The sequence below is a fragment of the Hymenobacter humi genome, assembly GCF_042665855.1.
Taxonomy (GTDB): Bacteria; Bacteroidota; Bacteroidia; order Cytophagales; family Hymenobacteraceae; genus Hymenobacter; species Hymenobacter humi.
The window spans coordinates 46,374-68,633 of record NZ_JBHTEK010000005.1; the positions used below are offsets into that span (position 1 = coordinate 46,374).

At 63.4% G+C, this 22,260-nt stretch carries 27 protein-coding genes and 6 pseudogenes; 23 read left to right on the forward strand and 10 right to left on the reverse strand.

Going from position 1 to position 22,260, the window contains the following annotated elements; translation table 11 throughout:
• Positions 1–61 precede the first annotated feature (61 nt).
• Together ACFQT0_RS29065 and ACFQT0_RS29070 are read left to right on the forward strand one after the other, a co-directional pair.
• Positions 62–703, forward strand: coding sequence for a hypothetical protein (locus tag ACFQT0_RS29065; RefSeq protein WP_380206831.1), 642 nt, complete (start codon positions 62–64; stop codon positions 701–703).
• A gap of 83 nt (positions 704–786) precedes the next feature.
• Positions 787–1,368 (forward strand): annotated as a pseudogene (locus tag ACFQT0_RS29070) (L,D-transpeptidase family protein); the annotation flags it as partial.
• A 293-nt stretch (positions 1,369–1,661) separates the two neighbouring features.
• Here ACFQT0_RS29070 and ACFQT0_RS29075 read toward each other — a convergent pair.
• The 3 genes and pseudogenes from ACFQT0_RS29075 to ACFQT0_RS29085 form a co-directional block, all read right to left on the reverse strand.
• Positions 1,662–2,690 (reverse strand): HAD-IC family P-type ATPase, encoded by a 1,029-nt coding sequence (locus ACFQT0_RS29075; RefSeq protein WP_380206832.1) that lies wholly within the window; start codon positions 2,688–2,690, stop codon positions 1,662–1,664.
• Positions 2,654–3,100: a hypothetical protein gene (locus ACFQT0_RS29080; RefSeq protein ID WP_380206834.1), complete on the reverse strand. Its 447-nt coding sequence runs from the start codon at positions 3,098–3,100 to the stop codon at positions 2,654–2,656. The genes ACFQT0_RS29075 and ACFQT0_RS29080 overlap by 37 nt, the downstream gene beginning before the upstream one ends.
• A gap of 130 nt (positions 3,101–3,230) precedes the next feature.
• Positions 3,231–4,160: pseudogene (locus ACFQT0_RS29085) on the reverse strand (HAD-IC family P-type ATPase); the annotation flags it as partial.
• 502 nt (positions 4,161–4,662) lie between these two features.
• Here ACFQT0_RS29085 and ACFQT0_RS29090 point away from each other — a divergent pair.
• From ACFQT0_RS29090 to ACFQT0_RS29190, 21 genes and pseudogenes are all read left to right on the forward strand, one after another.
• A pseudogene (locus ACFQT0_RS29090) lies at positions 4,663–5,502 on the forward strand (BON domain-containing protein); the annotation flags it as partial.
• 112 nt (positions 5,503–5,614) lie between these two features.
• Positions 5,615–5,725 (forward strand): annotated as a pseudogene (locus ACFQT0_RS29095) (hypothetical protein); the annotation flags it as partial.
• Between the two features lie 154 nt (positions 5,726–5,879).
• Positions 5,880–6,113, forward strand: a complete 234-nt coding sequence (locus tag ACFQT0_RS29100; RefSeq protein ID WP_380206836.1) for a BON domain-containing protein — start codon at positions 5,880–5,882, stop codon at positions 6,111–6,113.
• Positions 6,114–6,268: 155 nt separating this feature from the next.
• Positions 6,269–6,415 carry a hypothetical protein gene (locus ACFQT0_RS29105; RefSeq protein WP_380206838.1) on the forward strand — a complete coding sequence of 49 codons (147 nt, stop codon included), beginning with the start codon at positions 6,269–6,271 and terminating at the stop codon, positions 6,413–6,415.
• A 20-nt stretch (positions 6,416–6,435) separates the two neighbouring features.
• Positions 6,436–7,260 (forward strand): universal stress protein, encoded by an 825-nt coding sequence (locus ACFQT0_RS29110; RefSeq protein WP_380206840.1) that lies wholly within the window; start codon positions 6,436–6,438, stop codon positions 7,258–7,260.
• A gap of 118 nt (positions 7,261–7,378) precedes the next feature.
• Positions 7,379–8,257, forward strand: a complete 879-nt coding sequence (locus ACFQT0_RS29115; RefSeq protein WP_380206842.1) for a universal stress protein — start codon at positions 7,379–7,381, stop codon at positions 8,255–8,257.
• Between the two features lie 230 nt (positions 8,258–8,487).
• Positions 8,488–9,060 (forward strand): annotated as a pseudogene (locus ACFQT0_RS29120) (P-type ATPase); the annotation flags it as partial.
• A 13-nt stretch (positions 9,061–9,073) separates the two neighbouring features.
• On the forward strand, positions 9,074–10,261 hold the full coding sequence (locus ACFQT0_RS29125) for an HAD-IC family P-type ATPase (RefSeq protein WP_380206844.1): 1,188 nt from the start codon (positions 9,074–9,076) through the stop codon (positions 10,259–10,261).
• Positions 10,262–10,379: 118 nt separating this feature from the next.
• A complete protein-coding gene (locus ACFQT0_RS29130) occupies positions 10,380–11,150 on the forward strand; it encodes a cation transporting ATPase C-terminal domain-containing protein (protein WP_380206968.1) in 771 nt (256 codons plus the stop codon).
• A gap of 368 nt (positions 11,151–11,518) precedes the next feature.
• Complete coding sequence (locus ACFQT0_RS29135; RefSeq protein ID WP_380206846.1) at positions 11,519–11,758, forward strand: YgaP family membrane protein; 240 nt, start codon at positions 11,519–11,521, stop codon at positions 11,756–11,758.
• Positions 11,759–11,903: 145 nt separating this feature from the next.
• The gene (locus ACFQT0_RS29140) at positions 11,904–12,164 is read left to right on the forward strand and encodes a hypothetical protein (protein WP_380206848.1); all 261 of its coding nucleotides are present in this window, start codon (positions 11,904–11,906) and stop codon (positions 12,162–12,164) included.
• A gap of 48 nt (positions 12,165–12,212) precedes the next feature.
• Positions 12,213–12,668 carry an Hsp20/alpha crystallin family protein gene (locus ACFQT0_RS29145; RefSeq protein ID WP_380206849.1) on the forward strand — a complete coding sequence of 152 codons (456 nt, stop codon included), beginning with the start codon at positions 12,213–12,215 and terminating at the stop codon, positions 12,666–12,668.
• A 146-nt stretch (positions 12,669–12,814) separates the two neighbouring features.
• Complete coding sequence (locus ACFQT0_RS29150; RefSeq protein WP_380206851.1) at positions 12,815–12,964, forward strand: universal stress protein; 150 nt, start codon at positions 12,815–12,817, stop codon at positions 12,962–12,964.
• The gene (locus tag ACFQT0_RS29155; RefSeq protein WP_380206853.1) at positions 12,961–13,641 is read left to right on the forward strand and encodes a universal stress protein; all 681 of its coding nucleotides are present in this window, start codon (positions 12,961–12,963) and stop codon (positions 13,639–13,641) included. Before ACFQT0_RS29150 ends, ACFQT0_RS29155 begins: the two co-directional genes overlap by 4 nt.
• Positions 13,642–13,730: 89 nt before the next feature.
• Positions 13,731–14,153, forward strand: a complete 423-nt coding sequence (locus ACFQT0_RS29160; RefSeq protein WP_380206855.1) for a spore germination protein GerW family protein — start codon at positions 13,731–13,733, stop codon at positions 14,151–14,153.
• A 154-nt stretch (positions 14,154–14,307) separates the two neighbouring features.
• Positions 14,308–16,088: pseudogene (locus tag ACFQT0_RS29165) on the forward strand (ABC transporter ATP-binding protein).
• Positions 16,089–16,137: 49 nt separating this feature from the next.
• Positions 16,138–16,998, forward strand: coding sequence for a multicopper oxidase domain-containing protein (locus ACFQT0_RS29170; RefSeq protein ID WP_380206857.1), 861 nt, complete (start codon positions 16,138–16,140; stop codon positions 16,996–16,998).
• A gap of 3 nt (positions 16,999–17,001) precedes the next feature.
• Positions 17,002–18,168: a multicopper oxidase domain-containing protein gene (locus ACFQT0_RS29175; protein ID WP_380206858.1), complete on the forward strand. Its 1,167-nt coding sequence runs from the start codon at positions 17,002–17,004 to the stop codon at positions 18,166–18,168.
• A gap of 206 nt (positions 18,169–18,374) precedes the next feature.
• Complete coding sequence (locus ACFQT0_RS29180; protein ID WP_380206860.1) at positions 18,375–18,806, forward strand: hypothetical protein; 432 nt, start codon at positions 18,375–18,377, stop codon at positions 18,804–18,806.
• Between the two features lie 56 nt (positions 18,807–18,862).
• Entirely contained in the window at positions 18,863–19,027 is a 165-nt protein-coding gene (locus ACFQT0_RS29185) for a hypothetical protein (RefSeq protein ID WP_380206862.1), read from the forward strand.
• Complete coding sequence (locus ACFQT0_RS29190) at positions 19,024–19,245, forward strand: hypothetical protein (RefSeq protein WP_380206864.1); 222 nt, start codon at positions 19,024–19,026, stop codon at positions 19,243–19,245. The genes ACFQT0_RS29185 and ACFQT0_RS29190 overlap by 4 nt, the downstream gene beginning before the upstream one ends.
• A gap of 52 nt (positions 19,246–19,297) precedes the next feature.
• On the opposite strand, the gene ACFQT0_RS29195 is transcribed toward ACFQT0_RS29190, so the two are convergent.
• From ACFQT0_RS29195 to ACFQT0_RS29225, 7 genes are all read right to left on the reverse strand, one after another.
• Positions 19,298–19,540 (reverse strand): hypothetical protein, encoded by a 243-nt coding sequence (locus ACFQT0_RS29195; RefSeq protein ID WP_380206866.1) that lies wholly within the window; start codon positions 19,538–19,540, stop codon positions 19,298–19,300.
• A gap of 8 nt (positions 19,541–19,548) precedes the next feature.
• Positions 19,549–20,313: an MlaD family protein gene (locus ACFQT0_RS29200; protein WP_380206868.1), complete on the reverse strand. Its 765-nt coding sequence runs from the start codon at positions 20,311–20,313 to the stop codon at positions 19,549–19,551.
• A 54-nt stretch (positions 20,314–20,367) separates the two neighbouring features.
• Positions 20,368–20,661: a hypothetical protein gene (locus ACFQT0_RS29205; RefSeq protein ID WP_380206870.1), complete on the reverse strand. Its 294-nt coding sequence runs from the start codon at positions 20,659–20,661 to the stop codon at positions 20,368–20,370.
• Positions 20,571–21,077 (reverse strand): ABC transporter ATP-binding protein, encoded by a 507-nt coding sequence (locus ACFQT0_RS29210; protein WP_380206872.1) that lies wholly within the window; start codon positions 21,075–21,077, stop codon positions 20,571–20,573. Before ACFQT0_RS29210 ends, ACFQT0_RS29205 begins: the two co-directional genes overlap by 91 nt.
• An 89-nt stretch (positions 21,078–21,166) precedes the next feature.
• Entirely contained in the window at positions 21,167–21,589 is a 423-nt protein-coding gene (locus tag ACFQT0_RS29215) for an MlaE family ABC transporter permease (RefSeq protein WP_380206874.1), read from the reverse strand.
• Positions 21,580–21,924, reverse strand: a complete 345-nt coding sequence (locus tag ACFQT0_RS29220) for an MlaE family ABC transporter permease (protein WP_380206875.1) — start codon at positions 21,922–21,924, stop codon at positions 21,580–21,582. Before ACFQT0_RS29220 ends, ACFQT0_RS29215 begins: the two co-directional genes overlap by 10 nt.
• 51 nt (positions 21,925–21,975) lie before the next feature.
• Positions 21,976–22,257, reverse strand: coding sequence for a universal stress protein (locus tag ACFQT0_RS29225; protein ID WP_380206877.1), 282 nt, complete (start codon positions 22,255–22,257; stop codon positions 21,976–21,978).
• Positions 22,258–22,260 lie beyond the last annotated feature (3 nt).

Consider the following 22,260-nt stretch of genomic DNA (forward strand, 5'->3'; position numbering starts at 1 on the left):
GTTTCCTGCTAAGGAATAAGCAGTTCAGTAACCCGAAATAGGGTGGCGCAGCCACTTTCAGGTGTTCTGGTTTCTAACTTTCCAAACGGTGTTCATCCGGATAGTATCGCTGATTTCTATCTTGCTGGTAGGCATTCTGCTGGTCTGGCAGCGCCGGCCTACCGTTCAGCCAGCGGGGTTGGAGCAGCATAGCCGGGGCCGGGTGCAGGCTTTCGCTGCGCCGCCTGCTCCGGAGCCCTCGGTCGATAGCCTGCTTAAGGTGCTGCTGGCTGTTGACACCACCGGCATCGGGAAAGCAGATACCCGATTGGGCTTGCAGGTTGGGCCAAGTGTACGAGCGTTTTACAGGGAGGCGCCCCAGCCGGTCTGGACGGCCGGCGCCGACAGCATCAATCCCAATGCAACCAACGCTTTGGGCCTGCTGGCCGATGCGGCCGCCTATGGCCTGCGTGCCGCCGACTACGGCGGTTCGCGCCTGCCGGCTCTGCGCGACTCGCTGAGCCGGTTTCCGGCCGGGCCCCGGCACCATCTGCAACAGGCGCGGCTCGAGATTTACCTGAGCGACGCCCTCCTGCGCTTTACGCTCGATTTGTACCGGGGCCGCTTGCGTTCGCAAACACTGTCGCCGCGGGAAAAGAGAGCAAAGCATCCTTTGAGCCGGCCAGGGCATTGCGCGCCGGCCTGGCCCGCGGCCGGCTGGTAGCGGCCGTGCAGGCCTGCCAGCCGCAGAACCGCGAATACCAGCAGCTGCAGGCGGCCCTGGCGCGTCGTTTCAAAGCACCACCGATGCCGGATACTGCCGCCCGCTGGCACGCCCAAAACCAACAAATCGCCCTAAATCTGGAGCGCTGGCGCTGGGAGGCAATTCCCGATGCCGAGTACGTGCTCATCAACATTCCGGCCTTCACGCTGCAGGTGGTGCGCGGGGGCCGGGTAGTGCAGCAGCACCGCGTGATTGTGGGCAAGCCCGAAACGCCCACCCCCACGCTCAGCAGCGCCATCTCCTATTTCACCACGGCTCCCGACTGGCACGTGCCCCGCTCCATTGCTCTTAAGGAAATTCTGCCCGCCCTCCGCAAAAACCCCGACTACCTGGCGCGTAACAACATGGTGCTCTACAGCGAGCGGGGCACCGTGCTGGACTCACACGGCATCAACTGGCGCCGGGTGACGCCGGGCAATTTCACCTATACCATCCGGCAGTCGGCGGGCTGCGACAATTCGCTGGGCAACATCGTTTTTCGCTTCCCAAACCCCTATTCCATCTACCTGCACGACACGCCGTTTCGCGACCTGTTTGCCCTGCCCGGGCGGGGCCTGAGCAGCCACGGCTGCATCCGGCTGCAGCAGCCCCTGAAGCTGGCGGCTTACCTGCTGCGCCGCGATGGGAGCAAGGAGCAGCTGCCCAACGAGGCCGCCTGTGCCCGTCAGGTGCAGTCCCGGGACTACCGGCTGAAGCGGCCCATGCCGCTGTACGTGCGCTACGCCACCTGCTCGGCCGAAGCCGGGAAGCTCACCTTTACGCCGACCCCTACCGGCGCGACCAGGCGCTGCGGCAGGCGCTTTTTCCCGCGTCGTCGGCCCCTGCGCAGCTCAATTAGCGAGGCGCCTGATTACTGGCTGATTCAAAAGCCGTGGCTTATTGGGGCTTGGCTACAGCTTTATAAAGCTCGAACCAGCCCGTGCTCAGGGCGGCCACGCCTGCGCAGGCCGCGAGCCTGTGGCCAGGTGAGCGACTGCAGCTGGAAAAACTCCTGCAGTGCCGGCACCGTCAGGCACAGGGCCAGCAACAGCAGCGTGAGGCCGAGCATGGCGGGCAGCAGCGGGTTGTGGTAGCGCCAGGTGGTGCGCAGCGTCTGCCCCCGGGAGCGGCTGACGAGGGTGAGCAGCACGTTGGCCAGCACCAGCGTGCTGAAGGTGAGCGTGCGGGTCAGCGTTTCCGAATAGCCCTGGGCTATGGCGTAGGCTGCCGTGCCCAGCACACCGGCGGCTACTACCAGACCTTGTACAATGCTGACGCCCAGCTCCCGCAGCTGCAGAAAGGATGAGGTGGCGGGCCGGGGCGGCCGCTGCATGGTGCCCGCTTCCATGGGCTCGTTTTCGAAAACAATGGAGCAGGTGGGCCCCATGAGCAGCTCCAGGAAAATGACGTGCACGGGTCCCAGCAGCACCGCGTACTGCCAGGCCAGGAGGGAGGGCACCAGCACCGTCAGTATCAGCGGGATGTGAATGGTGATGATGTACTGGACGGCCTTTTTGAGGTTGTTGTAAATCTTGCGTCCGAAGGCAATGGCGGTGACCATGTCGCTCAGGTCATCGTCGCGCAACACCAGGGCCGCGGCCTCGCGCGCCAGCTCGGTGCCGCGCTTGCCCATGGCCACACCGATGTGGGCCGCTTTCAGGGCCGGGCCGTCGTTCACGCCGTCGCCGGTCATGGCCACTACTTCTCCGTTGGCCTTCAGGGCCTCAATCACGCGCAGCTTGGCTTCCGGAAACATGCGGGCGTACAAGTCGACTTCGCTTACGCGCTGCTGCAGGGTAGTGGGGTCCAGTGCCAGCACTTCAGTGCCGGTGAGCACGGGCTCGGGGTGGCGCAGGCCTACCTGACGGGCGATGGCCGCGGCCGTGAGGGCGTTGTCGCCGGTTATCATCTTCACTTGCAGGCCGGCCTCGTAAAACTGCCGGAGCACAGCGGCGCTGGTGGGCTTGGGCGGGTCGGAAAAGCCACCAGCCCCACAAATTCCCAATTGAAATCTTCCTGGTCGTCGGGGAAAGTGGGCGGCGGAGCGGGGCAGTGCGCCACTCCAAGTACCCGCAGGCCGGTGGCGGCCATCTGGGTTAAAACTTCCAGGACGGCGGCCTGGGCCGTTGCCGGCAAGTGGCAACGTTCAACGATGCCTTCGGCAGCGCCCTTGCACGCCACGATGCGGTGGCCGGAGGCGTCGGCAAAGACGTGCGTCATCATGGGTGGGCGGCCGTCGAGCGGGTACTCGTGCACCATGTGGTAGTCGGGCCGCTCGTCGGGCGCGGCGGTTTGGGCGTAGGCCTGGTGCAGGGCTTGCTCCATGGGGTCGAAGGGCTGGGGCTCGCTCGCCCACATGGCCGTGGCCACCAGCCTGCCGGGCCGCTGGGCCCAGCGCCTGGCCTTCCTCAAAAGCCTGGGGCAACGGCTCGCCCGGGCAGTAGAGCTGGCTCAAGCTCATGCGGTTTTGCGTGAGTGTGCCGGTTTTGTCCACGCCGATGACGGTGGCTGAGCCCAGGGTTTCCACGGTTTGGGGGCGCTTGGTGATGATGCCCAGCTGCATAAGCCGCCAGGCCCCCAGGGCCATAAAAGAAGAAAGCGCCACGGGAATCTCCTCCGGCAAAATGGCCATGGCCAGGGTGAGCCCGTGCAGCAGCCCGTGCACCATACTGCCCGATTCCCACCAGTTGTAAACCCACACGAGCACGAAAGCCACCGCCCCGACGAGGGCCATGCGCCGCACAAACGCCCCCACCTGCTGCTGCAGGGGCGTGGGTGGGGTTTTAACATCGCCAATCAGCCCACCGATGCGCCCCAGGCGGGTGGCCGGCCCCACCGCCGTCACGCGCAGCACGGCCGTGCCGCCGTACACCGAAGAGCCGGCCAAAAGCTGCTGCTGGCCATCGGCGGTTTTGGTGACGGGCAAAGACTCGCCCGTCAGAAAAGACTCGTCGGCTTGCAGGTCGTGGGCATCGAGCACCAGGCCATCGGCCGCCACCTGTTCGCCTTCGGCTACCAGCAGCAGGTCGCCCACCACGACTTCGGTGGTGGGTATGGCGGCTTCGCGGCCCGAGCGGCGCACGCGGGCATGCGGCCGGGTCAGCTGCTGCAGCGCCTGCAGGGCGCGGTCGCTGCGGGCTTCCTGGTAGAGCGAGATACCGGCCACCAGGCCCGTAGCACACAGCAGCACAACGGCTTCGTGGTAGCTGCCAATTGCCAGGTACACCCCGGCCGTTACCACCAGCAGCACAAACATGGGCTCGAGCACCACACCGCGCACCAGGGTTGCCAGGCGGTTATTGCGGGCCGGCGCGAGGATGTTGGCCCCGAAAGCGAGGCGCTGCTGCAGCACTTCGGCCGGTTCCAGCCCGGCGAGCTCGGCAGTCATCGGCACGGATGCGGGAGGCGAAGGCAGCATGAGGTTAAGTGGGAAAGCCGGGGGCGGCCGGAGGAAAAATCGCGGGCGCCGGCTCAATTTACAAGACCCCGCCGGTACCAAAGTTCGGTTGGGCCGGCGGAACTGTGTGTTGACTAAAATCAAAGTCAACCTTGATAGTAGTCAAGGCTTAATGCAAGTGCATCGGGCATTTTTGCAATAGTCAACCTGCCTGGCAGGCCGGGCCAGCGGCACTGGCATCACCTCAGCTTTTACAGTCATGCTTACTACCTCGTTTTGGCTTGCCATGCTGCCCGTGGCCCTGATTTACCTCGCGGTGGCGTCTTTGGCGATGTTCGGATTGCGCGGCCGCAGCTCAGCTCATATGCCCCTTCACAGCGCGTAGGGCGGGTTTTCGATTTCCTTTTGCACTGGCCAGGGGCTGTGCAGCTCGGGCGGCCGTCGCTGGCTCTGCCCGGTTTCGGCCCCTGCTCAGGTCGCCTTTTTCTTCACCCCCATGAATCCGAAACCTGCTTATCCAGCCATGGAGGACCGCCTCTCCGATGCCGACATCACGGCGGCGGTAGAAATGCTGCTCATGAAGAAGGGGGTTTGCTCGTACCTGCTCAAAACCACCTGCCGCCATGGCATCGTGGAGCTGGTGGGCTTCACCGACAGCCTGCTTTCCCGCGAGCGGGCGGTTGACATTGCCAAGGCCGTGCGCGGCGTGCGGGGCGTTATCACCGAAATCAGCATCCGCACGCAGGACGTGCCCGACGAGGAGCTGCAGCTGCGCGTGGAGCACGCCATCCGGCAGGACCCGGCCGCCGGCGAATACAACGTGCGCTGCCACGCCCACGACGGGAAAGTGACCCTCGACGGCACGCTGCAAACCTGGGCCGAAGCCCGCCTGGTGCTGCGAGTGGTAAACGGGGTGCCGGGCGTGCGCCAGGTTATCGACCACCTGCGCGTGCGCGGCGGCGACGTCATCAACTCCGACGAGGAAATAACGGCCCAGATTCGGGAGTTTCTCATTTGGGACATCCGCGTGAAAAGCGCGCTGGTCGACATTCGCACCGAGCACGGCGTGGTGCACCTCTCCGGCACGGTGGGCACCAACGTGGAGCGCGACCAGGTGGTGGCCCTGGCCTACGTGGCCGGCGCGACCCGCGTGGACGCCCGCGATTTGGTGGTGGCGTACTGGGCCTTCGACAAAGCCCTGCGGCGCGAAAAATTCACCCCCAAGGCCGACGAGGCCATTGCCGAGGCCATCCGCGACACCTACCGCTACGACCCGCGGGTGCGGCAGCACGCGCCCACGGTGCGGGTGCGGGGCGGTGAGGTCACGCTGTCGGGGTCGGTGAGCAACCTGCAGGCCCGCCAGGCCGCCGAGGCTCGACGCCCGCAACGTGGTGGGCGTGTGGGACGTGCACAACCTGCTGCAGGTGCGCGCCCCGCAGGCCGCCACCGATGGCCACATCCAACAGCAGGTGAAGGTGGCGCTTGCCGCCGATTCGTTTCTGGGCCGCTACACCTTCACGGTGAATGTGAGCAACGGCAAGGCCCAGCTCTACGGCACCGTCGACTCGCACTTCGACCAGGAGCGGGCCGAGGAAGTGGCCAGCGGCGTCAATGGCGTGGTGGAGCTGGTAAACCACGTGCGCCTTTCGGCCGCCCGCGACGAGCCTTTTGCGCCGTCGTCGGCCTTCGTGGGGGCGCCACACACCCTCGCCACTGAGCAGCACCGAACCCGACTTTGTGATGGAGCAGCGCATTCGCACGCACTTCTACTGGTCGGCCATGCTGCACGACCAGGACATAAGCATCACGGTAGTCGATGGCCGCGTGACCCTCACCGGCACCGTGGAAACGTGGGTCGAGCGCAAGCGCGCCGCCACCGAAGCCTACGACTGCGGGGCCCGCGACGTGAACAACCACCTGCAAGTGCATGCTGCGGCAAAAACTTCCACTTCAGCCGAAAGCCAAGGCACATAAACTTGGCCTCAAGTAAAGATGTTCCGGTATTAATGATGTAAATTCACAGTTTATCACTAATAAGCTGAGCTATGAACTATCCTTCGTTGAAAACTTCAGCCCCCGGCTTTTTCAGAATGCTGCCGAGCTTGCCACGGCTACCCGCTACGGTTCGCATGCTCATCAGCGGCCCACCGGCTATATCCAGCCCAATATGTCGCGGGAAGCCGGCCAGCCTGCTGCTTGATGATACCCTCACAGAAGCCGCCGGCCTGGCCCGCAACTACGGAAGTGAGATGGATGCCTACGCCGGGTCTTACTAAGCCCTTTTTCCCTTCTTGCCATGACACCTGCCATCGTAGTTCTCACTGATTTCTTTGCCGTATCCAACCGGGCCCTGGCCTTTGCGGCGGGGCTGGCCGTGCCCCTGAAGGCCCACCTGGTGCTGCTGCACGTGCGGCACGACGGCCTGCTCTCGCCGGAAGAGTACGCCAAGAGCGAGCGGCACGATGCCAGCGAAGCCGAGCGGGCGCTTAAACAGCTGGCCAGCAGCCAGCCCGTGCCCACCGAGGTGGAGATATCAGATGACTTTCTGACCGATGCCGTGGCGGAGGCCGTGCGCCACCACAAACCCCAGATGCTGGTATTGGGCCGGCCCGGTACCGCCGCCACGCCGGTCGAAATCATCGCCGGGGCGGCCATGGATTTGCTGCGCACTGTGCCCTATCCGTTGCTGATAGTGCCCACGGTGGGTTGGGCTGGCTTTACGCCGCGCCGCCTGGTGATGGCCGTCGACGGCAACGACTTTGTGCTTTATGAACACCAGAACATAGTGGCTCAACTGCTGGAAGCCCTGCCCGACAGCACCCTCACCGTGCTGTACGTAAGCAATGAGAGAGACCAGCGCCAGGAAGACCAGCTGCGGGTGACGCATGCCATTCGAGAAAGCGGCTTCGATGCGCTGACCAAGGATGCCGAGCCCCGGATACTGTACCACTCCCACCCGGCGCAGGGCATCATGCAGGGAGCCACCGAGCTCGATGCCGATATGCTAGTGGTAGTAGCCCGGCGCCATAGCCTGCTGGGCAGCCTGTTTCATCGCAGTGTCACGGCCCAGCTCATTGGCGAATCGGCGCTTCCCATCCTGTTGCTGCCGGCTAAGGATTAACACTTTATCTGATATTTCGACTTCAGCAGAGAAACGCGGCTCAACTTCGGATTGGGCTCCAAGTTCTCCCGCCGTTTTCCACATTCACTCCCATTCACCAGCCCAAAGCCCCCTAGCCATGAATATTTCGCTGATAGTGATGACCAGCTTTTATCCGGCCGCGCAGCAGGCGGTGCAGTATGCCGACGTGCTGGCCGGCGCGCTAGGCGGGCAGGTGGTGCTGCTGCACGCCAACCGCGTGGCACTGTTCGACCCCTACGTGTTTGCGGGGGAAGGCTGGCGGCGGCAGGAGCTGGAAGGGGAGAAGGAGATTGAAACGCTGCTGCAGCGCCAGGCCGAGCAGCTGTGGTCGCCGGCCTCGGTGGAAATTGCCACCGACCTGCTGCCCGACGTAGCCCGCGACATGCTGGCCCGCTACCATCCGGCCCTGTTCGTGATAGGCCGCCCGGCGCCCGACCCCACCGGCCCCGAGCAGCTGAGCACCATTGTGCTGGAGCTGCTGCAGGCCGCGCACATCCCCATTCTGCTGGTGCCGCTGGGTAGCAAGGCGCACAACCCCGCTCAGAAAGTGCTGGTAGCGGCCGATACCGAAGAGTTTAACACGGCGGGCCCGGCCGATGCGGTGCACCTGCTGCTGGGCAGCGTGGGCACGCAGGGCGTGACCGTGGCCCACGTCTCGGTGCTGGAGGAGGACGAAAGCTGCGCCCACGCCCTGCAGGCCGTGAAGCGGAGCGGCCTGCTCGAGGGCATGCCCGAGCCCAGCCTGCGGGGCTACCAGTCGAAGAACCCCGCCGATGGCGTCTTCGAGGGCATACGCGATACCCAGGCCGATATGGTGGTGATGATGGCGCGCCCGCGCAGCTACCTGGGCGAGCTATTCCATAAGAGCGTGACCGTGCAGGTGATGCACGAAAGCCCCGTACCCGTGCTGGTAGTGCCCGCCACCAACCCGCCCGAGGAAAAAAGCCGGGCCGGCACCTTCAGGCCGAAGACGTGACTGTATGGCCCGGACTATCCTGATATTCACCCGGTAGCTTACCTTGTTCTGCCGCTTGCAGCTCACCGCCCCAGCCGTATGGCAGGCATAGGCAGAGCTGCGAGCGGCAGCACGTTTTGTTGAGCCAGAATGGCTGGTCGGCAAAGGCCGGAAGGGAGTCTTTCCAAAGGAAACCAGCTCAATTTGCGGCCAAATATTTCAGATAATCTTCTCGCTCAACTTTTCCCGAGATGTCTACCCTAGTTGAGCCCCAGGTTATCGAAAGCACCCCGCGCGCCACGGGCCTGACCGAGGCGGAAGCGCAGGCGCGACTGCGCCAGTACGGCCCCAATTCCGTCGACGCCCTCCCGCCGGAAAGCTGGGTGCGGGTGCTACTGCGCCAGTTCCGCAGCGTGATTGTGCTGGTGCTGGGCGCGGCGGCCCTGTTCTCGTTTATATTTCAGGACTACGCCGAGGCCTACGCCATTCTGGCCGTCATTGTCATCAACGCCCTGCTCGGCTTTGGGCTTGAGCGCAATGCGCAAGCCTCGATGGCAGCCCTGCGCCGGATGGGCATCATCACGGCCCGGGTGCTGCGCGACGGCCAGGTGCGCGCCGTGCCGTCGGACCAGCTCACCATGGGCGACGTGCTGCTGGTGGAAGCCGGCGAGGTGGTGGCGGCCGACGCCGAGCTGTACGAAGCCCAGCAGCTGCAGGTAAATGAATCGGCCCTTACCGGGGAATCGATGCCCGTGGAGAAAAGTCTAGCGCCGGTCGGCGCCGAAGTCGCCCTGGCCGAACAGCAGCACCAGCTATTTAAGGGCACGGCTGTGGTAAATGGCACGGGCCGGGCCCTGGTCACGGGCGTGGGCCGCAATACCCAGGCTGGGCGCCATCACGCAGATGGTGCAGCAGGCCGAACGCTCGGCCACGCCGCTCGAGGTGAAGCTCAACCACCTGGCCCGGCAACTGGTATTCATCACCCTGGGCCTGGCTGCGCTGTTTGTGGTAGGCGGGCTCGTAGAAGGGAAGTCGGCTTATACGCTGCTGAAAACGGCCATTGTGCTCGCCGTGGCGGCCATTCCCGAAGGGTTGTCCATCGTGGCCACGCTGGCCCTGGCCTACGGCATGCTCCGGCTGGCCCGCCGCAAGGTGCTGGTAAAGCGCCTGGCCGCCGTGGAAACCCTCGGCGGCACCGACGTCATCTTCACCGACAAAACCGGCACTCTCACCCAAAACCAGATGGCCGTGGACACGGTGTGGCTGCCCGAAGCCCGGCTGCACTTTCCCATGGAAGCGGGCCACGCGGCCCTGGCGGGCGAGTCTTACCAGCTGCTGCTGCGCGTGGCGGTGCTGTGCAACAACGCTTCGTATTCGCCCAATCAAAGCGAGGCCGCCCTGGGCGACCCGCTGGAAGTCGCCCTGCTGGCCCTGGCTCATCAGGATGGGTTCGACGTGCACGGCACGCAGGGCACGGCCGGCCGCCTGGCCGAGCAGCCCTTCAGCTCCGAAACCCGCCTCATGGCCACCCTGCACCGCCACGCCGGCGGCCAGGCGTGGGTGGCCGTGAAAGGCGCCGCCGAAGAAGTCCTGCACCATTGCACGCAGCAGCACACGCCCTCCGGCGCCCAGCCGCTGACGCCGGCCGAACGCCAGGAGTGGCTGCAGCGCGCCGAGCAGCTGGCCCAAACCGGCCTGCGCACCCTGGCCCTGGCGTACCGCGTGCTGCCCAGCGAAGACGAGCCCGAGTGGGCCGAAGAGCTGACCTGGCTGGGCATTGTGGCCTTTCTCGACCCGCCCCGGCCCGAGGTGGTGCCGGCGCTGGACGCGTGCCGGCGGGCGGGCATCCGGGTGCTGATGGCCACCGGCGACCACCCCGCCACGGCCCTCACCGTGGCCCGGCAGGTGCATTTGGTACGCGAGGGCGAAGAGGTGGCCGTGACGGGCACGGACCTGCCGGCCCTGCTCGCGCAGCCCCACGGGGCCGAAAACCCCTTTGGCGCGCCCGGGTGTTTGCCCGCGTGAGTCCGGCCCAGAAGCTGGACTTGATAAGCCTGTACCAGGAGCACGGGCACGTGGTGGCCATGACCGGCGACGGCGTAAACGACGCCCCCGCCCTCAAAAAGCCGACATCGGCGTGGCCATGGGGCAGCGGGGCACGCAGGTGGCCAGCGAGGCCGCGGCCCTGGTGCTGCGCGACGACTCCTTTGCCTCCATTGTGCTGGCCGTGGAGCAGGGGCGCATCATCTTCTCCAACATCCGGCGGTTTGTGCTCTACCTCGTCTCGTGCAACCTGAGCGAAATCCTGGTGGTCACGGCCACCAGCCTCATCGCCACGGGCACGGGCCTGCTGCCGCTGCAAATCCTGTTTTTGAACCTGCTCACCGACGTATTTCCGGCCCTGGCGCTGGGCGTGGGGCGCGGCAGCCCCAACGTGATGAACCACCGCCCCCGCGACCCGAAGGGCCCCGTGATGCGCCCCGGCGACTGGGGCCTGGCCGTGGCCTACGGCGTGCTGATGACGGCCTTGCTGGTAGGCAGCTACTATGTAGGTCGCCATCAGTTTAAGCTGACGCCGGACGAGGCCACGGCCGTGCTCTTCTACGGGCTGGCCGCCGCCCAACTGGTGCACGTGTTCAACATGGCCGGCATCGGGACCCCGCTGCGCGAGAACGACGTGCTGCGCAACCGCTACGTGTGGATGGCGCTGGGGCTGTGCACGGGCTTGCTGCTGCTCACCTATTACCAGCCCTTTTTACATGAGCTTCTGGATATTCAAACGCTTAACCCCGAGGCCCTGCTGCTCATCGGGGGCCGGCGGTGCTCATGCTGGTGCTGGGCCAGGGGCTGGGCTTCCTGCTTTCCTGGTGGCAGCATCGCCGCCCAGCCCAAGAGGCTTCGCCAAATGCCGTAGAGCGGCCCGGCCAGCAGTAGCCGCCCAGCCAGCTCAACGAGCCGGGCTGCCCCCGAATTCCACCGGCCAACAGCAGCCGCCAGCTGAAGAGCCCAGGAGCTACCGAAGCCTATGCTTAGGGGTGAGGCCTGGTGCTAAAGGGGCAGGGAAGACGGACGGTTGAGCTAGCTGCGCGTGAGACTGCCTGGGTCTTGCGAAAATTGGTAACTACACTCATTTTGAATAACATACATCATCCTGGGGTTTGACAATAGTCATAGCATTTCGCGGGTGTAAAGGCGATTTTTGATTGCTTTCGTTGGCGCGGCCGGCCTGGTAGTTTCCGGCCGGGCGCGCGGCCGAGCGGGCCCGGCCATGCCGGGCCACGGATGTTTTTCCATCAGCGCCTGACCATCATGCACCAGAACGTAGGATTTGCCGACCGGATGCTGCGCATCCTCCTCGCCGCCTTCATGTCGGCGGGTTTGCTTGCCCGCGGGATAACCGGGCCCCTTTTTCTGGCCTGGATGACGATTCCGCTACTGCTGCTCATCACCGGGGCGTCGGGCTACTGCCCACTTTACGGCCTGCTCGGCATCAGCACGTACCACCCAACTTTGAAAAAATGACCCAGCCGGTCGTGGGCAGGTGTGGCGCTGGCTCAATTTCCCGGCAAGGCAACACTCGATGAACAAGCCCTTGACAGCTAAGGCCTATGAGTTGGCATGAAGCTTCATTCAGCATCCATTCTTTTCATCCTTAACTCCCCATCCCATGAATCCCTCCGTGAAATCTTCCCTGCCGGCCCTGCTCGCCTTTGGAGCGGCTTCAGCTGCGGGCATGGTGGCGGCGGTGCTGCTTGCCCCGGCTTCGGGGCACCACCTGCGCACCCGCATGGCCGCCCGCATCCATTCCTGGACCAAGCTCCTGACCGGGCGCCATCGTGACCACGGCGCCCATGGCCCGGGTGCCGCGCTGCCTTCAACCGAGCGCAACCTGTCCATGCAGCCCGACCACCTGCTATCAAAACGGTAATCCAAAAGCTCAAACCATCACTTTTCCATCTTTATTTCTTAAAACGCCATGACTAATATTCAGAGATATCAGGATTCGTTTTTCAATGTCACGCCCAACCGCTTGAGCACCATGCTCGACCGGTTCTTTACGGAGGCCCTGCCCTCGGGCACCCAGATGACGCGCTTTACGCCCAAGGTCGACACCTACGAAACCGACAAAAGCTACAACATCGACGCGGTGCTGCCCGGGGTGAAGGAAGAAGACGTCAAGGTCAATTTTGACCAGGGCTACCTCACGATTTCGGGCGAGCGCAAGTTTGAAAACGAGCGCAACGAGCGCCAGTATCACGTGGTGGAAAGCTCCTACGGCTCGTTCCAGCGCTCCTTTCAGCTGCCCAACGCCGCCGAGGCCGAAAAGATAGAAGCCACTTTCAATAACGGCGTCCTGCACGTGGAAGTCCCCAAAACCGAGCAGAAGCGCACCCAAAAGCAGATTCCCATCAAGAGCGAAAAGAAGAAGTAAGCGGGCGCCTGCTGCCATGCGGGTGACCGGGCCAGCCTCCGGACGGGTAGCCAGCTCAATATTTGAAATTGGCCTCGTGGCGGGCTCGGGCCGCTCATTTTTTATTACCACCTGCCGGCGCCTGCACACCGGCCAACCCCTTTATCATGGAACCGACGTTTGTAGTTCTGACCGATTTATCGCCTTCCTCGGAAGTGGCGCTGGCGTACACTTCCCGCCTGGCCAAGCACGTGCATGCGCACCTGGTGCTCCTGCACGTGTACCAGGACCCCTGCTGGAGCCCGAAGCCGCCATGATGGCCGTGCCCGCCATTCAGTATAATCGCAGCCAGGCGATGACCGAGCTGCTTGCCCGCACCCAGCGGCTCGACGTGCCGGCGCAGGCCGAAATGTCGACCGAAACGCTGGGGCTGTCCATTGAAGACATTGTGCAGCGCTACCACCCGGTGCTGCTGGCTTCCGGCCGCGAAGAGCCTCACAACGTGCTGGACCGCTTTCTGACCAATCTGGCGCTGCCCGTGCTGCAAGACGCCCGCTACCCCCTGCTGGTGGTGCCCGAGGGCTGGAAAGACCAGGGCCTGCCCGAGCGCATAGCCGTGGCTGCCGATGGCCACTCGTTCTGGCTGACGGCCCCTTCGCTGGCCTTGGCCGGTCTGATGGAAGCTTTGCGCCCCACTGCCACCACGGTGGTGCATGTGGCCGCCGCCCACGGCCCCTCGCAGGCCAATGTGGGTCTGGAATCGGTGGTACGGACGGGGCTGTTCGGCGCACTCGACGGCAACCACCTCTACGAGCTGCGGGAAGAAGGCACCGCGGAAGGCATTGTGCACGCGGCAAGGGAATTAAATGCCCAGCTCTTGGTCGTGATGGCCCGGCCGCACACCTTCCTGGGTGGGCTGTTTCACCGCAGCATCACGGCCCAAATCATGCGGCACAGCCCCATTCCGGTGCTGGTGCTGCCCACGATGCCCTAAATCTTTTGGTGGGCGGCCGGCATAAGCCAGCTGCCCAATTGCCAGATAATCAGTTTGTATTAGTTTGTCAACCTCCTAAATTTCGTGTTATGAACCCTGTTGGAACCGACCTCTTCGATGCAAACGCAGCCCCCGCCAACTCGATGGTGGAACGCCTGGCTCAAATCCTGAGCAACTCCGTTTCGGCCAGGACTGTATTTTCCACGCCCGTCGAGCGCGACGGCGTCACGGTTATTCCCGTGGCCCGGGCCTACTATGGCTTTGGGGGCGGCAGCGGCACGAGTCCCAAAGCCGGCCCCGGCAGTGGGGGAGGGGGCGGCGCCTCCATTATGCCGATGGGCTACATCGAGATAAAAGATGGCAGCACCCGCTTCCGCGGCATTCGCCGGTCGGCCGTGCCATTGGTGGCCGTGAGCGGGATGGTAGCGCTGCTGCTGCTGCGCAGCATCCCGGGCTTGTGGCGGCGGCCCCGCATTGGCGCCGAGAAAGGGCGCGCCCAGCGGGTGTATTAATGGGTCTGGTTTCTTGTTAAGCTCAGATAAATAGGCCCGTGCGCAACTTCCTGCTTCTGCTTATCCGGCGGCGCACCTGCCTGTGAACTGAGTCGGGTTCTTCGCAGCCTGGCGCCTGGCGGCGCCGCTCTTTCCTTTTTTAATCGGCCCTGTCATGAACTTGTGGCAGATTATCCGGCGCCTGATTCCCTACGTACGGCCGTACCGGGGCCTGGTGGCGGCCACCTTGCTGCTCACGCTCATCGGGTCGCTTACGGCTCAGGTCAACCCCTTCGTGCTGCGCTACACCGTAGACGGCGTGCAGCGGCTGCTGGCCCGGGGCCAGGGCCTGGCTGCCGGCATGCCGCTGCTCCTGACCGTAAGCGCTATACTGCTTATCAAAGAGCTGGTAGATAGTTCATTGAGCTTCGGGCAAAAGTATTTCGGCGAGCAAATCCGGATTTATGTGTCGAGCACGCTTTCGCAGGAGGCGGTGCGGCGCATCCTGTCCTACCGGCTGGGGTTTTATGCGGAGCTGGGGAACCAGACCGGCCGCCTGCAAACCCGGCTCGACAAGGGCGTGGACGCGCTGATGAAGCTGGTGCAGGACATGTTTATCGACATCCTGCCGCTGGTGGCCAATGCCCTGGTGGCCCTGGGCATCATGTTCGCCGCCAGCGTGGAGCTGGGCCTAGTGGCCCTGGCCGTGCTGCCGGTCTACTTCGGGTTGAGCTACTGGCAGGCCTCCCGGCTCAGCGGCGTGCGCCGCCACATGCGCCACCTCAAAGAAGACAAAAACCACGGCCTGCTCAACTTAATCGACTCGGCCGTGGTCATCAAGAGCTTTGTGCGCGAAGGGTACGAAGAGCAGAAGCAAAACCTGATGCAGCTGCAGCTTCGGCAGGCGCAGCTGAACATGCGCAAAACCAACTACCTCTTCGATGGCCTCAAATCATTTGTGGAGCAGCTGGGCGTGGTGTTCATCATCGTGCTCACGGCTTACCTGGTACTGGCCGGCCGCATGTCGCTGGGCGCCATCATGTTCCATATCATGCTCTTTCACAACGTGTCGGCCCCCATTCGGCAGCTGCACCGCATGTACGACGAGCTCAACGAAGTGCACACCTACTCGGAGGCTTTTTCGAGATGCTCGACGCGCCCGGTGCCGAGGAGCAAAGCGGCCCGCTGCAGCCCGCGCAGCTGCGCGGCACCTTCGAGCCTGCGCCACGTCGATTTCACGTACCCCGGCGGCGCGCAGGCCCTGCACGACGTGAGCCTGACCATCGAGGCCGGCAAAACCACCGCGCTGGTGGGCCTGAGCGGGGCCGGCAAAAGCACCGTGCTCAACCTGCTCTGCAAGTTCTACCCGCCCGACCGCGGCGAGCTCCTGCTCGACGGCCACCCCTGGCGGAGTACGACACCCACGCCCTGCGGCAGCAAATCGGGCTGGTACTCCAGAAAAACCACATTTTCAAGGGCACCGTCGATGAAAACATCCGCTACGGCCTGATGGAAGCCAGCGCCGAGCAGGTACAGGAAGCCGCCCGGCAGGCCCACCTGCACGAGCAAATCATGCAGCTGCCCGCGCAGTACCAGACCGATGCGCAGCAGCTCTCGGGTGGGCAGCAGCAGCGCATCGCCATTGCCCGGCTGTTTCTGAAAAACCCGCCCATCATCTTCCTCGACGAGCCCACCGCCAGCCTCGACGCCGTGACCACCGAACAAATCAAGGCCAGCATCGATGCCCTCAAGCGGGGGCGCACGGTGGTCGTGATTTCCCATAGCCTTTCGCAAATCGTGGACGCCGACTTCACGTTCGTGCTCGACCAGGGCCGCGTGGTGGAAGACGGCACCCACCAGGAGCTCTACGACCAGCAGGGCGCCTACCGCCGCATTTTCGACGCCTCGGCCCGCAGCCTCAACATCGAGAAAATAGCCCGCACCCTCACTTACTAAGCGGCCTTTTCAGCTCAACTCATTAGCCACTACTTAATCATTATGAAAAATGAAAACGTACCGCTTACCCTTCAACCTTCTTGCCTGGGCCTGCCTGCTGGGGTGCCTCTTATCCGCCCGCCTGGGGCCGGCCCAGGCGCTGCTGTCGCCGGATGCGGTTCCGAAGTTCGTTAACGCCCTGCCCATCCCGTCGGTTATAAACACCACCAACTCCGGGAAGAAGTCTATCACCCTGACCGTCTCGCAGTTTGAGCAAGACCTGCTGGGCCTGAAAAAACCGGACGGCAGCCCCTTGCTTACTACCGTGTGGGGCTACAATGGCCAGTACCCCGGCCCCACCATCCTGGCCAAAAAGGACCAGCCCGTGAGCGTGCGGTGGCTCAACCGGCTGGTGGACGCCGCCGGCCAGCCCCTGCCGCACCTGCTGCCGGTAGACCAGTCCATCAGTTGGGCCAATCCGCCCACGCCCGGCGTGCCCATCGTCACGCACCTGCACGGCGGCCACACCGAATCGGCCAGCGACGGCCTGCCCGAGGCCTGGTACACGCCGTTTGCCCAAAGCACCGGGCCCGTCTTTAGTAAAGGCGAAAATATCCCTTATTACTACGAAAACAGCCAGGACGCCGCCACCTTGTGGTACCACGACCATGCCCTGGGCATCACCCGGCTCAACGTGTACGCCGGTCTGGCGGGTTTCTACCTGCTCACCGATGGCTTCGAGAACGGCCTGCGCCACAGCGGGCGGCTGCCCGATAGCCGGTACGATATCGGGCTGGCCATTCAGGACCGGCTGTTTACGGCCGACGGGCAGCTGTTTTATCCGTCGGAGCCCGAAGAAGAGGATGCCCCGCGGCCGAGCATTCTGCCGGAGTTTTTCGGCGACATCATCCTGGTGAATGGCAAGGCCTAGCCGGTGCTGCCGGTGGAGCCCCGGCAGTACCGCTTCCGCCTGCTGAACGGGTCGGACTCCCGCTTTTATCACCTCAAGCTCACCGAAGGCCTGAGCATGTGGCAGATAGCGTCCGACAACGGCCTGCTGCCGCAACCCGTGGAGCAGGAGCTGCTGCTGCTTGCTCCCGGCGAGCGCAAGGAGGTCATCATCGACTTCTCTAACTCTGCTCTGAGTGGTAAAACCATCATTTTCACCAACGATGCTAATACGCCCTACCCCGACGGCGACCCGGTCGATGCGGACGACAGCCAGGCGCAAATCATGGCGTTCCGGGTTGAGCTGCCGCTGAATCGCGACTATCCGCTCACGCCGGTGCCCGCCTCTTTCCATAAGCCCCTGCCCGCTGTCGCTTCAGCTACCAACGTGCGCAAGCTGATACTGGTGGAAGGTGAGGACGAGCATGGCCGCCTCCTGCCCATGCTCGGCACCCTGGACGGCGGCCCCATGCGGCACGAAGACCCCATTACCGAAACTCCGGCCCTGAACAGCACCGAAATCTGGGAGATTTACAACTTCACCCCCGATGCGCACCCCATCCATTTGCACCTGGTTTCGTTCCGCGTGTTGAGCTCCCAGGACATGACGGGCACCGTAAACCACGAAACCGGCGAAGTCTCCAACGTGCAGCTACAAGGGCAGCTTCTGCCGCCGGAGCCCGGGCAGGCGGGCAAAAAAGATACCTATCCCGTAGCGCCCGGGCAGATGACCCGCCTGCTGGCCACCTTCGATAGAGCCGGCCTGTACGCTTGGCACTGCCACATTCTCTCGCACGAAGACCACGACATGATGCGGCCTTACTTCGTGGGCAGCCCGCAAGTAACCCAATCCGGCCACAGCCAGGTGGGTGATGCCAGCGGCCCGGCTTGGCGCAACAGCCCTTTCCAGATTTACCCCAACCCCTTTACCAGGTTTGCCAACCTGCAGCTGAACGTGGCCGAAGCCTCGGCGGTGGCGGTGCGCCTCTTCGACCTAAGCGGCCGCCTGGTGCGGCAGCTGCCAGCCCGCCAACTGCCCGCCGGCCAGCACCTCCTTCCGATTGATGGCACCAACCTGCAAAGCGGTATGTACCTCTGCGAGCTGCAGGTCGGGCCTCAGTTTTACCGTCGTCGGATAGTGGTCGCTCAATAATAAGTTGGGGAGAAGTCTCTTTGTCTTCTTCTCTCTTTCTATGCTTCTCTACCTTGTAGGTGACCTAATCTCAAGAAGAAGGGCAGGAGCCAGGCTTCTTGAGATTAAGCTTAGAGTATGACGGGAACGCCATTTCCATAATATCCCAAACACACTCTTAGTATTCAAAGGCAAATGTTTAGGGAAAGAAATACCGTAGCCTGGCCATGACAAAGCACGAATGTTCAGCTTTGGTTAAACCGTATGCTGAGTGGCTGAAAAGTCGTTCTGCCTTGCACCTGTTGCTACTGCTCGGCTTTGCTTTGTTTCACACATCGTGCGTCAATACAAGGGTGATTGATGCAGTGCGAATACGCAAAGGCCAAACGCTTTATCAGAATGTGCAAGGTGCAAGTAACTCAACTTCGGTGAACGCAGTGGTGCTGCCCAAAAGCACGCTGGCACAACTGAGTCTGGTTGAAGCCGGAGTTGCCATCAAGGTTTTGCCGCCGGCAGTGGGAGCAGATTCGGCGGCCCTTCGTTTCTTTTTCCCTATGCGGATAAGCCTGCCAGCAAGGGGAATGCCGGGTATTACGCTGGCCAAAAGCTGCGGTTCTATGAGTCCTACCCCATTTTTCAGGCCATTACTGTTCCGGTAAAGCTGCGGCCGGCTCTGCACGATACGCTGGAGTACCGGGCCGCCGGAGGCTTCGATGTGGGCATCTCCTGGGGCTGGAAACACTCCTTTCACACCTACCGCAACGTGTACCACCAGCCCACTGGCCAGTTCCTGAGCAAGAAGATTTCGCAGTTCTCCATCGTGCCCGGCGCCTTTCTCACGCTGGGCACCGAGGAGCTGAACATGGAAAAAAGAACGTGAAGCAGCCCATCGGCTACATCCGGGAAGTGCCCATCCTGTCTCCGGGAGGCTTCCTGGTGCTCGGCGTAAACCGCGTAAACGTGGGCCTGGCTCTGGGAGCCGATTTCACTTTTGGGTCGGCGGCCCGCGTCTGGATTTACCAGGGCAAGCCTGGGTGGGCGTGGTGCTCAGCCTGGATTTGCTGCAGGGCCACGACCCGTTCGACTTGTGACTTTTAGCGCAATTTAAACCGGAGCCGCCCGTAAGGCTGTGTCGCGAGCTGCTGCCACTTCAAACCCAAAGAACCTCTACCGCAAAGTCGTGGCCTGAGCCGGCTCCTGCACCTGGGACTGTTTGGCCTGCTTCTTTTTGGCGGCGGAGGTAGCCGCGCACCAGGAAGTTGTGCTGCAGGGCATCCATGGTGCGGTTGAAGCCGGCCGTGCCCTGCTCCACGTTTTGCACGGTTTGACGCAGCTGGCGGCTCATGGAGGTGTCGGCCAGCAGCGTGTTGAGCGGCCCGGAATCGTTTTCCACCTTTTGCTTCAGGCCGGCCAGGGTGGTGGCGAGGGTATCGGAAGAGCGGGCCAGCTGGCGGGAGGTGTGGTGGAGCTGGCCGGCAAAAACGGTGTCAGTGAGCAGAAATCCCGCGGGGCCGCGGCCCTGGCGCACCCCCGCGTGAGTAGTTTCACATCGTGAGCGGCCCCCTGCAGCTGAGACGCGGCGCTGGCGGCACTGCGCACGCTCTGGCGCACGTTGGCTACCAGCTGCCGGTCGTCGAGCAGGCTCCAGAGGGCAGTGCTGTTGTTGAGCTTATGGCTGACCTGCCCCAAATCGCGGGTGATGCCGACGAGGTTCTTGTTCGACACGTTGAGGGTTTTGAGCATGTCGTCGATGCCCAGCGGCGAGGTGGTTGCAAGCCGGTCGCCGGGCTGGATGGGCTGGGCCGGTGCCGGCACTGCGCTCAGGTTCACGATGGTGTTGCCCACCAGGCCGTCGGTGCCGATGGAAGCCACGGCGTTCTTTTTCACAAACGGCTGCACGTCGCGGTTCAGGCTCATCACCACGCGAACGGTGCTGTCGTTCACTATCTGAATGCGGCGCACCGTGCCCACCGGAATGCCCGCCAGGCGCACGTTGTTGCCGGTGAGCAGCCCCGACACGTTGCGAAAATCAGCCTCCACGTCCATGGAAGAGCTGAACAGGTTTTGCTTGCGCCCCAGCAGAAACAGCAGGGCCACCAAGCTCGCCAGCCCGACCATCACAAACGCGCCCAGGCGCAGGTTATTAGCGGCAGAAGATTCGGGCATGGCCGGGATATTGAAAATGCGAATGGCAAATGGACGAGCCGCGAACGGCCTGCCTCAGGCAAAAAAATCGTGGATGGCCGCGTCGTCGCGCTGCTCCAGTTCGGCAAAGCTGCCCTCGGCGTAGTTGCGGCCTTCCACCAGCAGGGCCACGCGGTCGGCGGTGAGCCGCACGCAGTTCATGTCGTGCGAGATGATGAGGGCCGACGTGTTGTACTTGTGCTGCACTTCCCGAATCAGCTGGTCGATTTCGCGGGCCGTCACCGGGTCGAGGCCGGTGGTGGGCTCGTCGTAGAGAATGATTTCGGGCCGCAGGATGAGCGTGCGCGCCAGGGCAATGCGCTTGCGCATGCCCCCGACAGCTCGGCGGGCATCATGTCGGCGGTGTGGCCCAGGCCCACGTCGTCGAGGGCGTGGCGCACCAGCTCGTCTTCCTCGCCGGGGCCGTGGGCCAGCCAGTGCCGCCGCAGCGGAAACAGCAGGTTGTCGCGCACGGTCATGGAGTCGTAGAGGGCGTTGCTCTGGAACAGGAAGCCCACCTTGGCGCGCAGCTGGTCGAGGGCGGCGTGGTCGAGGGTCGACACGTCCTGGCCCAGCACCGTAATCGTGCCCTCATCAACTTCCAGCAGCCCGATAATGCACTTGATGAGCACCGATTTGCCGGAACCGGACTTGCCCAGCACCACCACGTTTTCGCCCCGGTGCAGCGTCAGCGAGAAGTCGCGTAGCACGTGGTTGTCGCCAAACGACTTGCTCACGTGCGACACCGTCAGTACTTCATCCCCGGCCGCGGGGCGGCCGCGGCGGCAGGAGTGGGCTGCAGAGTGGGTTCGGGGGTCATGGCCGGGGCACGCGGTTAGTTCAGGCCCAGCAGGCCGGTGATTTGCACGGCCAGCAGGTCGAGGATGAAAATGACCAGCGACGACACCACCACGGCCGTGTTGGCGGCCTGGCCCACGCCTTCGGTTCCTTTGTCTGAGTTATAGCCTTTGTAGCAGCCGATTACGCCCACGGCAAAGCCGAAAAAGAAGGTTTTAATGACGGCCGGCACCACGTCGCCAAAAGCCAGGGCCGAAATGATGTTGTTGGTAAACAGCGCCAGCGTGGTCACGCCCTTCATGTTGATGCCGAGGTAGGAGGCATACAAGGCAATGACATCGGCTATAATGGTGAGAATGGGCAGCATGAGCGTGGTGGCCATCACGCGGGTGGCCACCAGGTACTTAAAGGGGTTGGTGCCCGATACTTCCATCGCGTCAATCTGCTCGGTCACGCGCATCGAGCCCGCTCGGCCCCGATGCTGGAACCGATTTTGCCCGCGAATATGAGGGCCGTGATAATCGGCCCCATTTCGCGGATGATGGTGAGCCCCACCATGGCCGGTATCCACGCCTCGGCCCCGAATTGAGCCATGGTAGGCCGGCTCTGCAAGGTGAGCACGATGCCCATGATAAATCCCGTGACGCCCACGAGCGGCAGCGATTGGTAGCCAATTACATAGCACTGGCGCAGCAACTCCTGCACCTCGTAGCGCGGCCGAAACCCTTCCCGAAAGAAGCGGGCCGCAAAGCGCGACATGGCGCCGGTTTCCTGCAGAACAGCGGTGTTACTCATAGGGGTAGCATTTAGGCATGGCGCAGCAGCAGAGGAAGTTGAGCTGACAGTTTACTGGGGCTGACGTTGGCTGTAAGTCGTGGGCTGCTCCGGCTCAACTTGCCGCGGCTCCAGGGTAGGGAGCACCAGCAGGGGCACCGGGCATATGCGGGCCACCTCCGACACCACCCCCAGGCCCAGCACGCTGCCCATAAAGCCCCGGGGGTGGGCCAGGAGCACCAGCAAATCGGCCTGCACGTCCAGCGCGGCCTGGATTATGCCGGCGCTGCGCGACTCGTGCGGCAACTCGTAGGTAACCCAATGGCTGCCAGTCAGCAGACCACTCTGCCGCACATG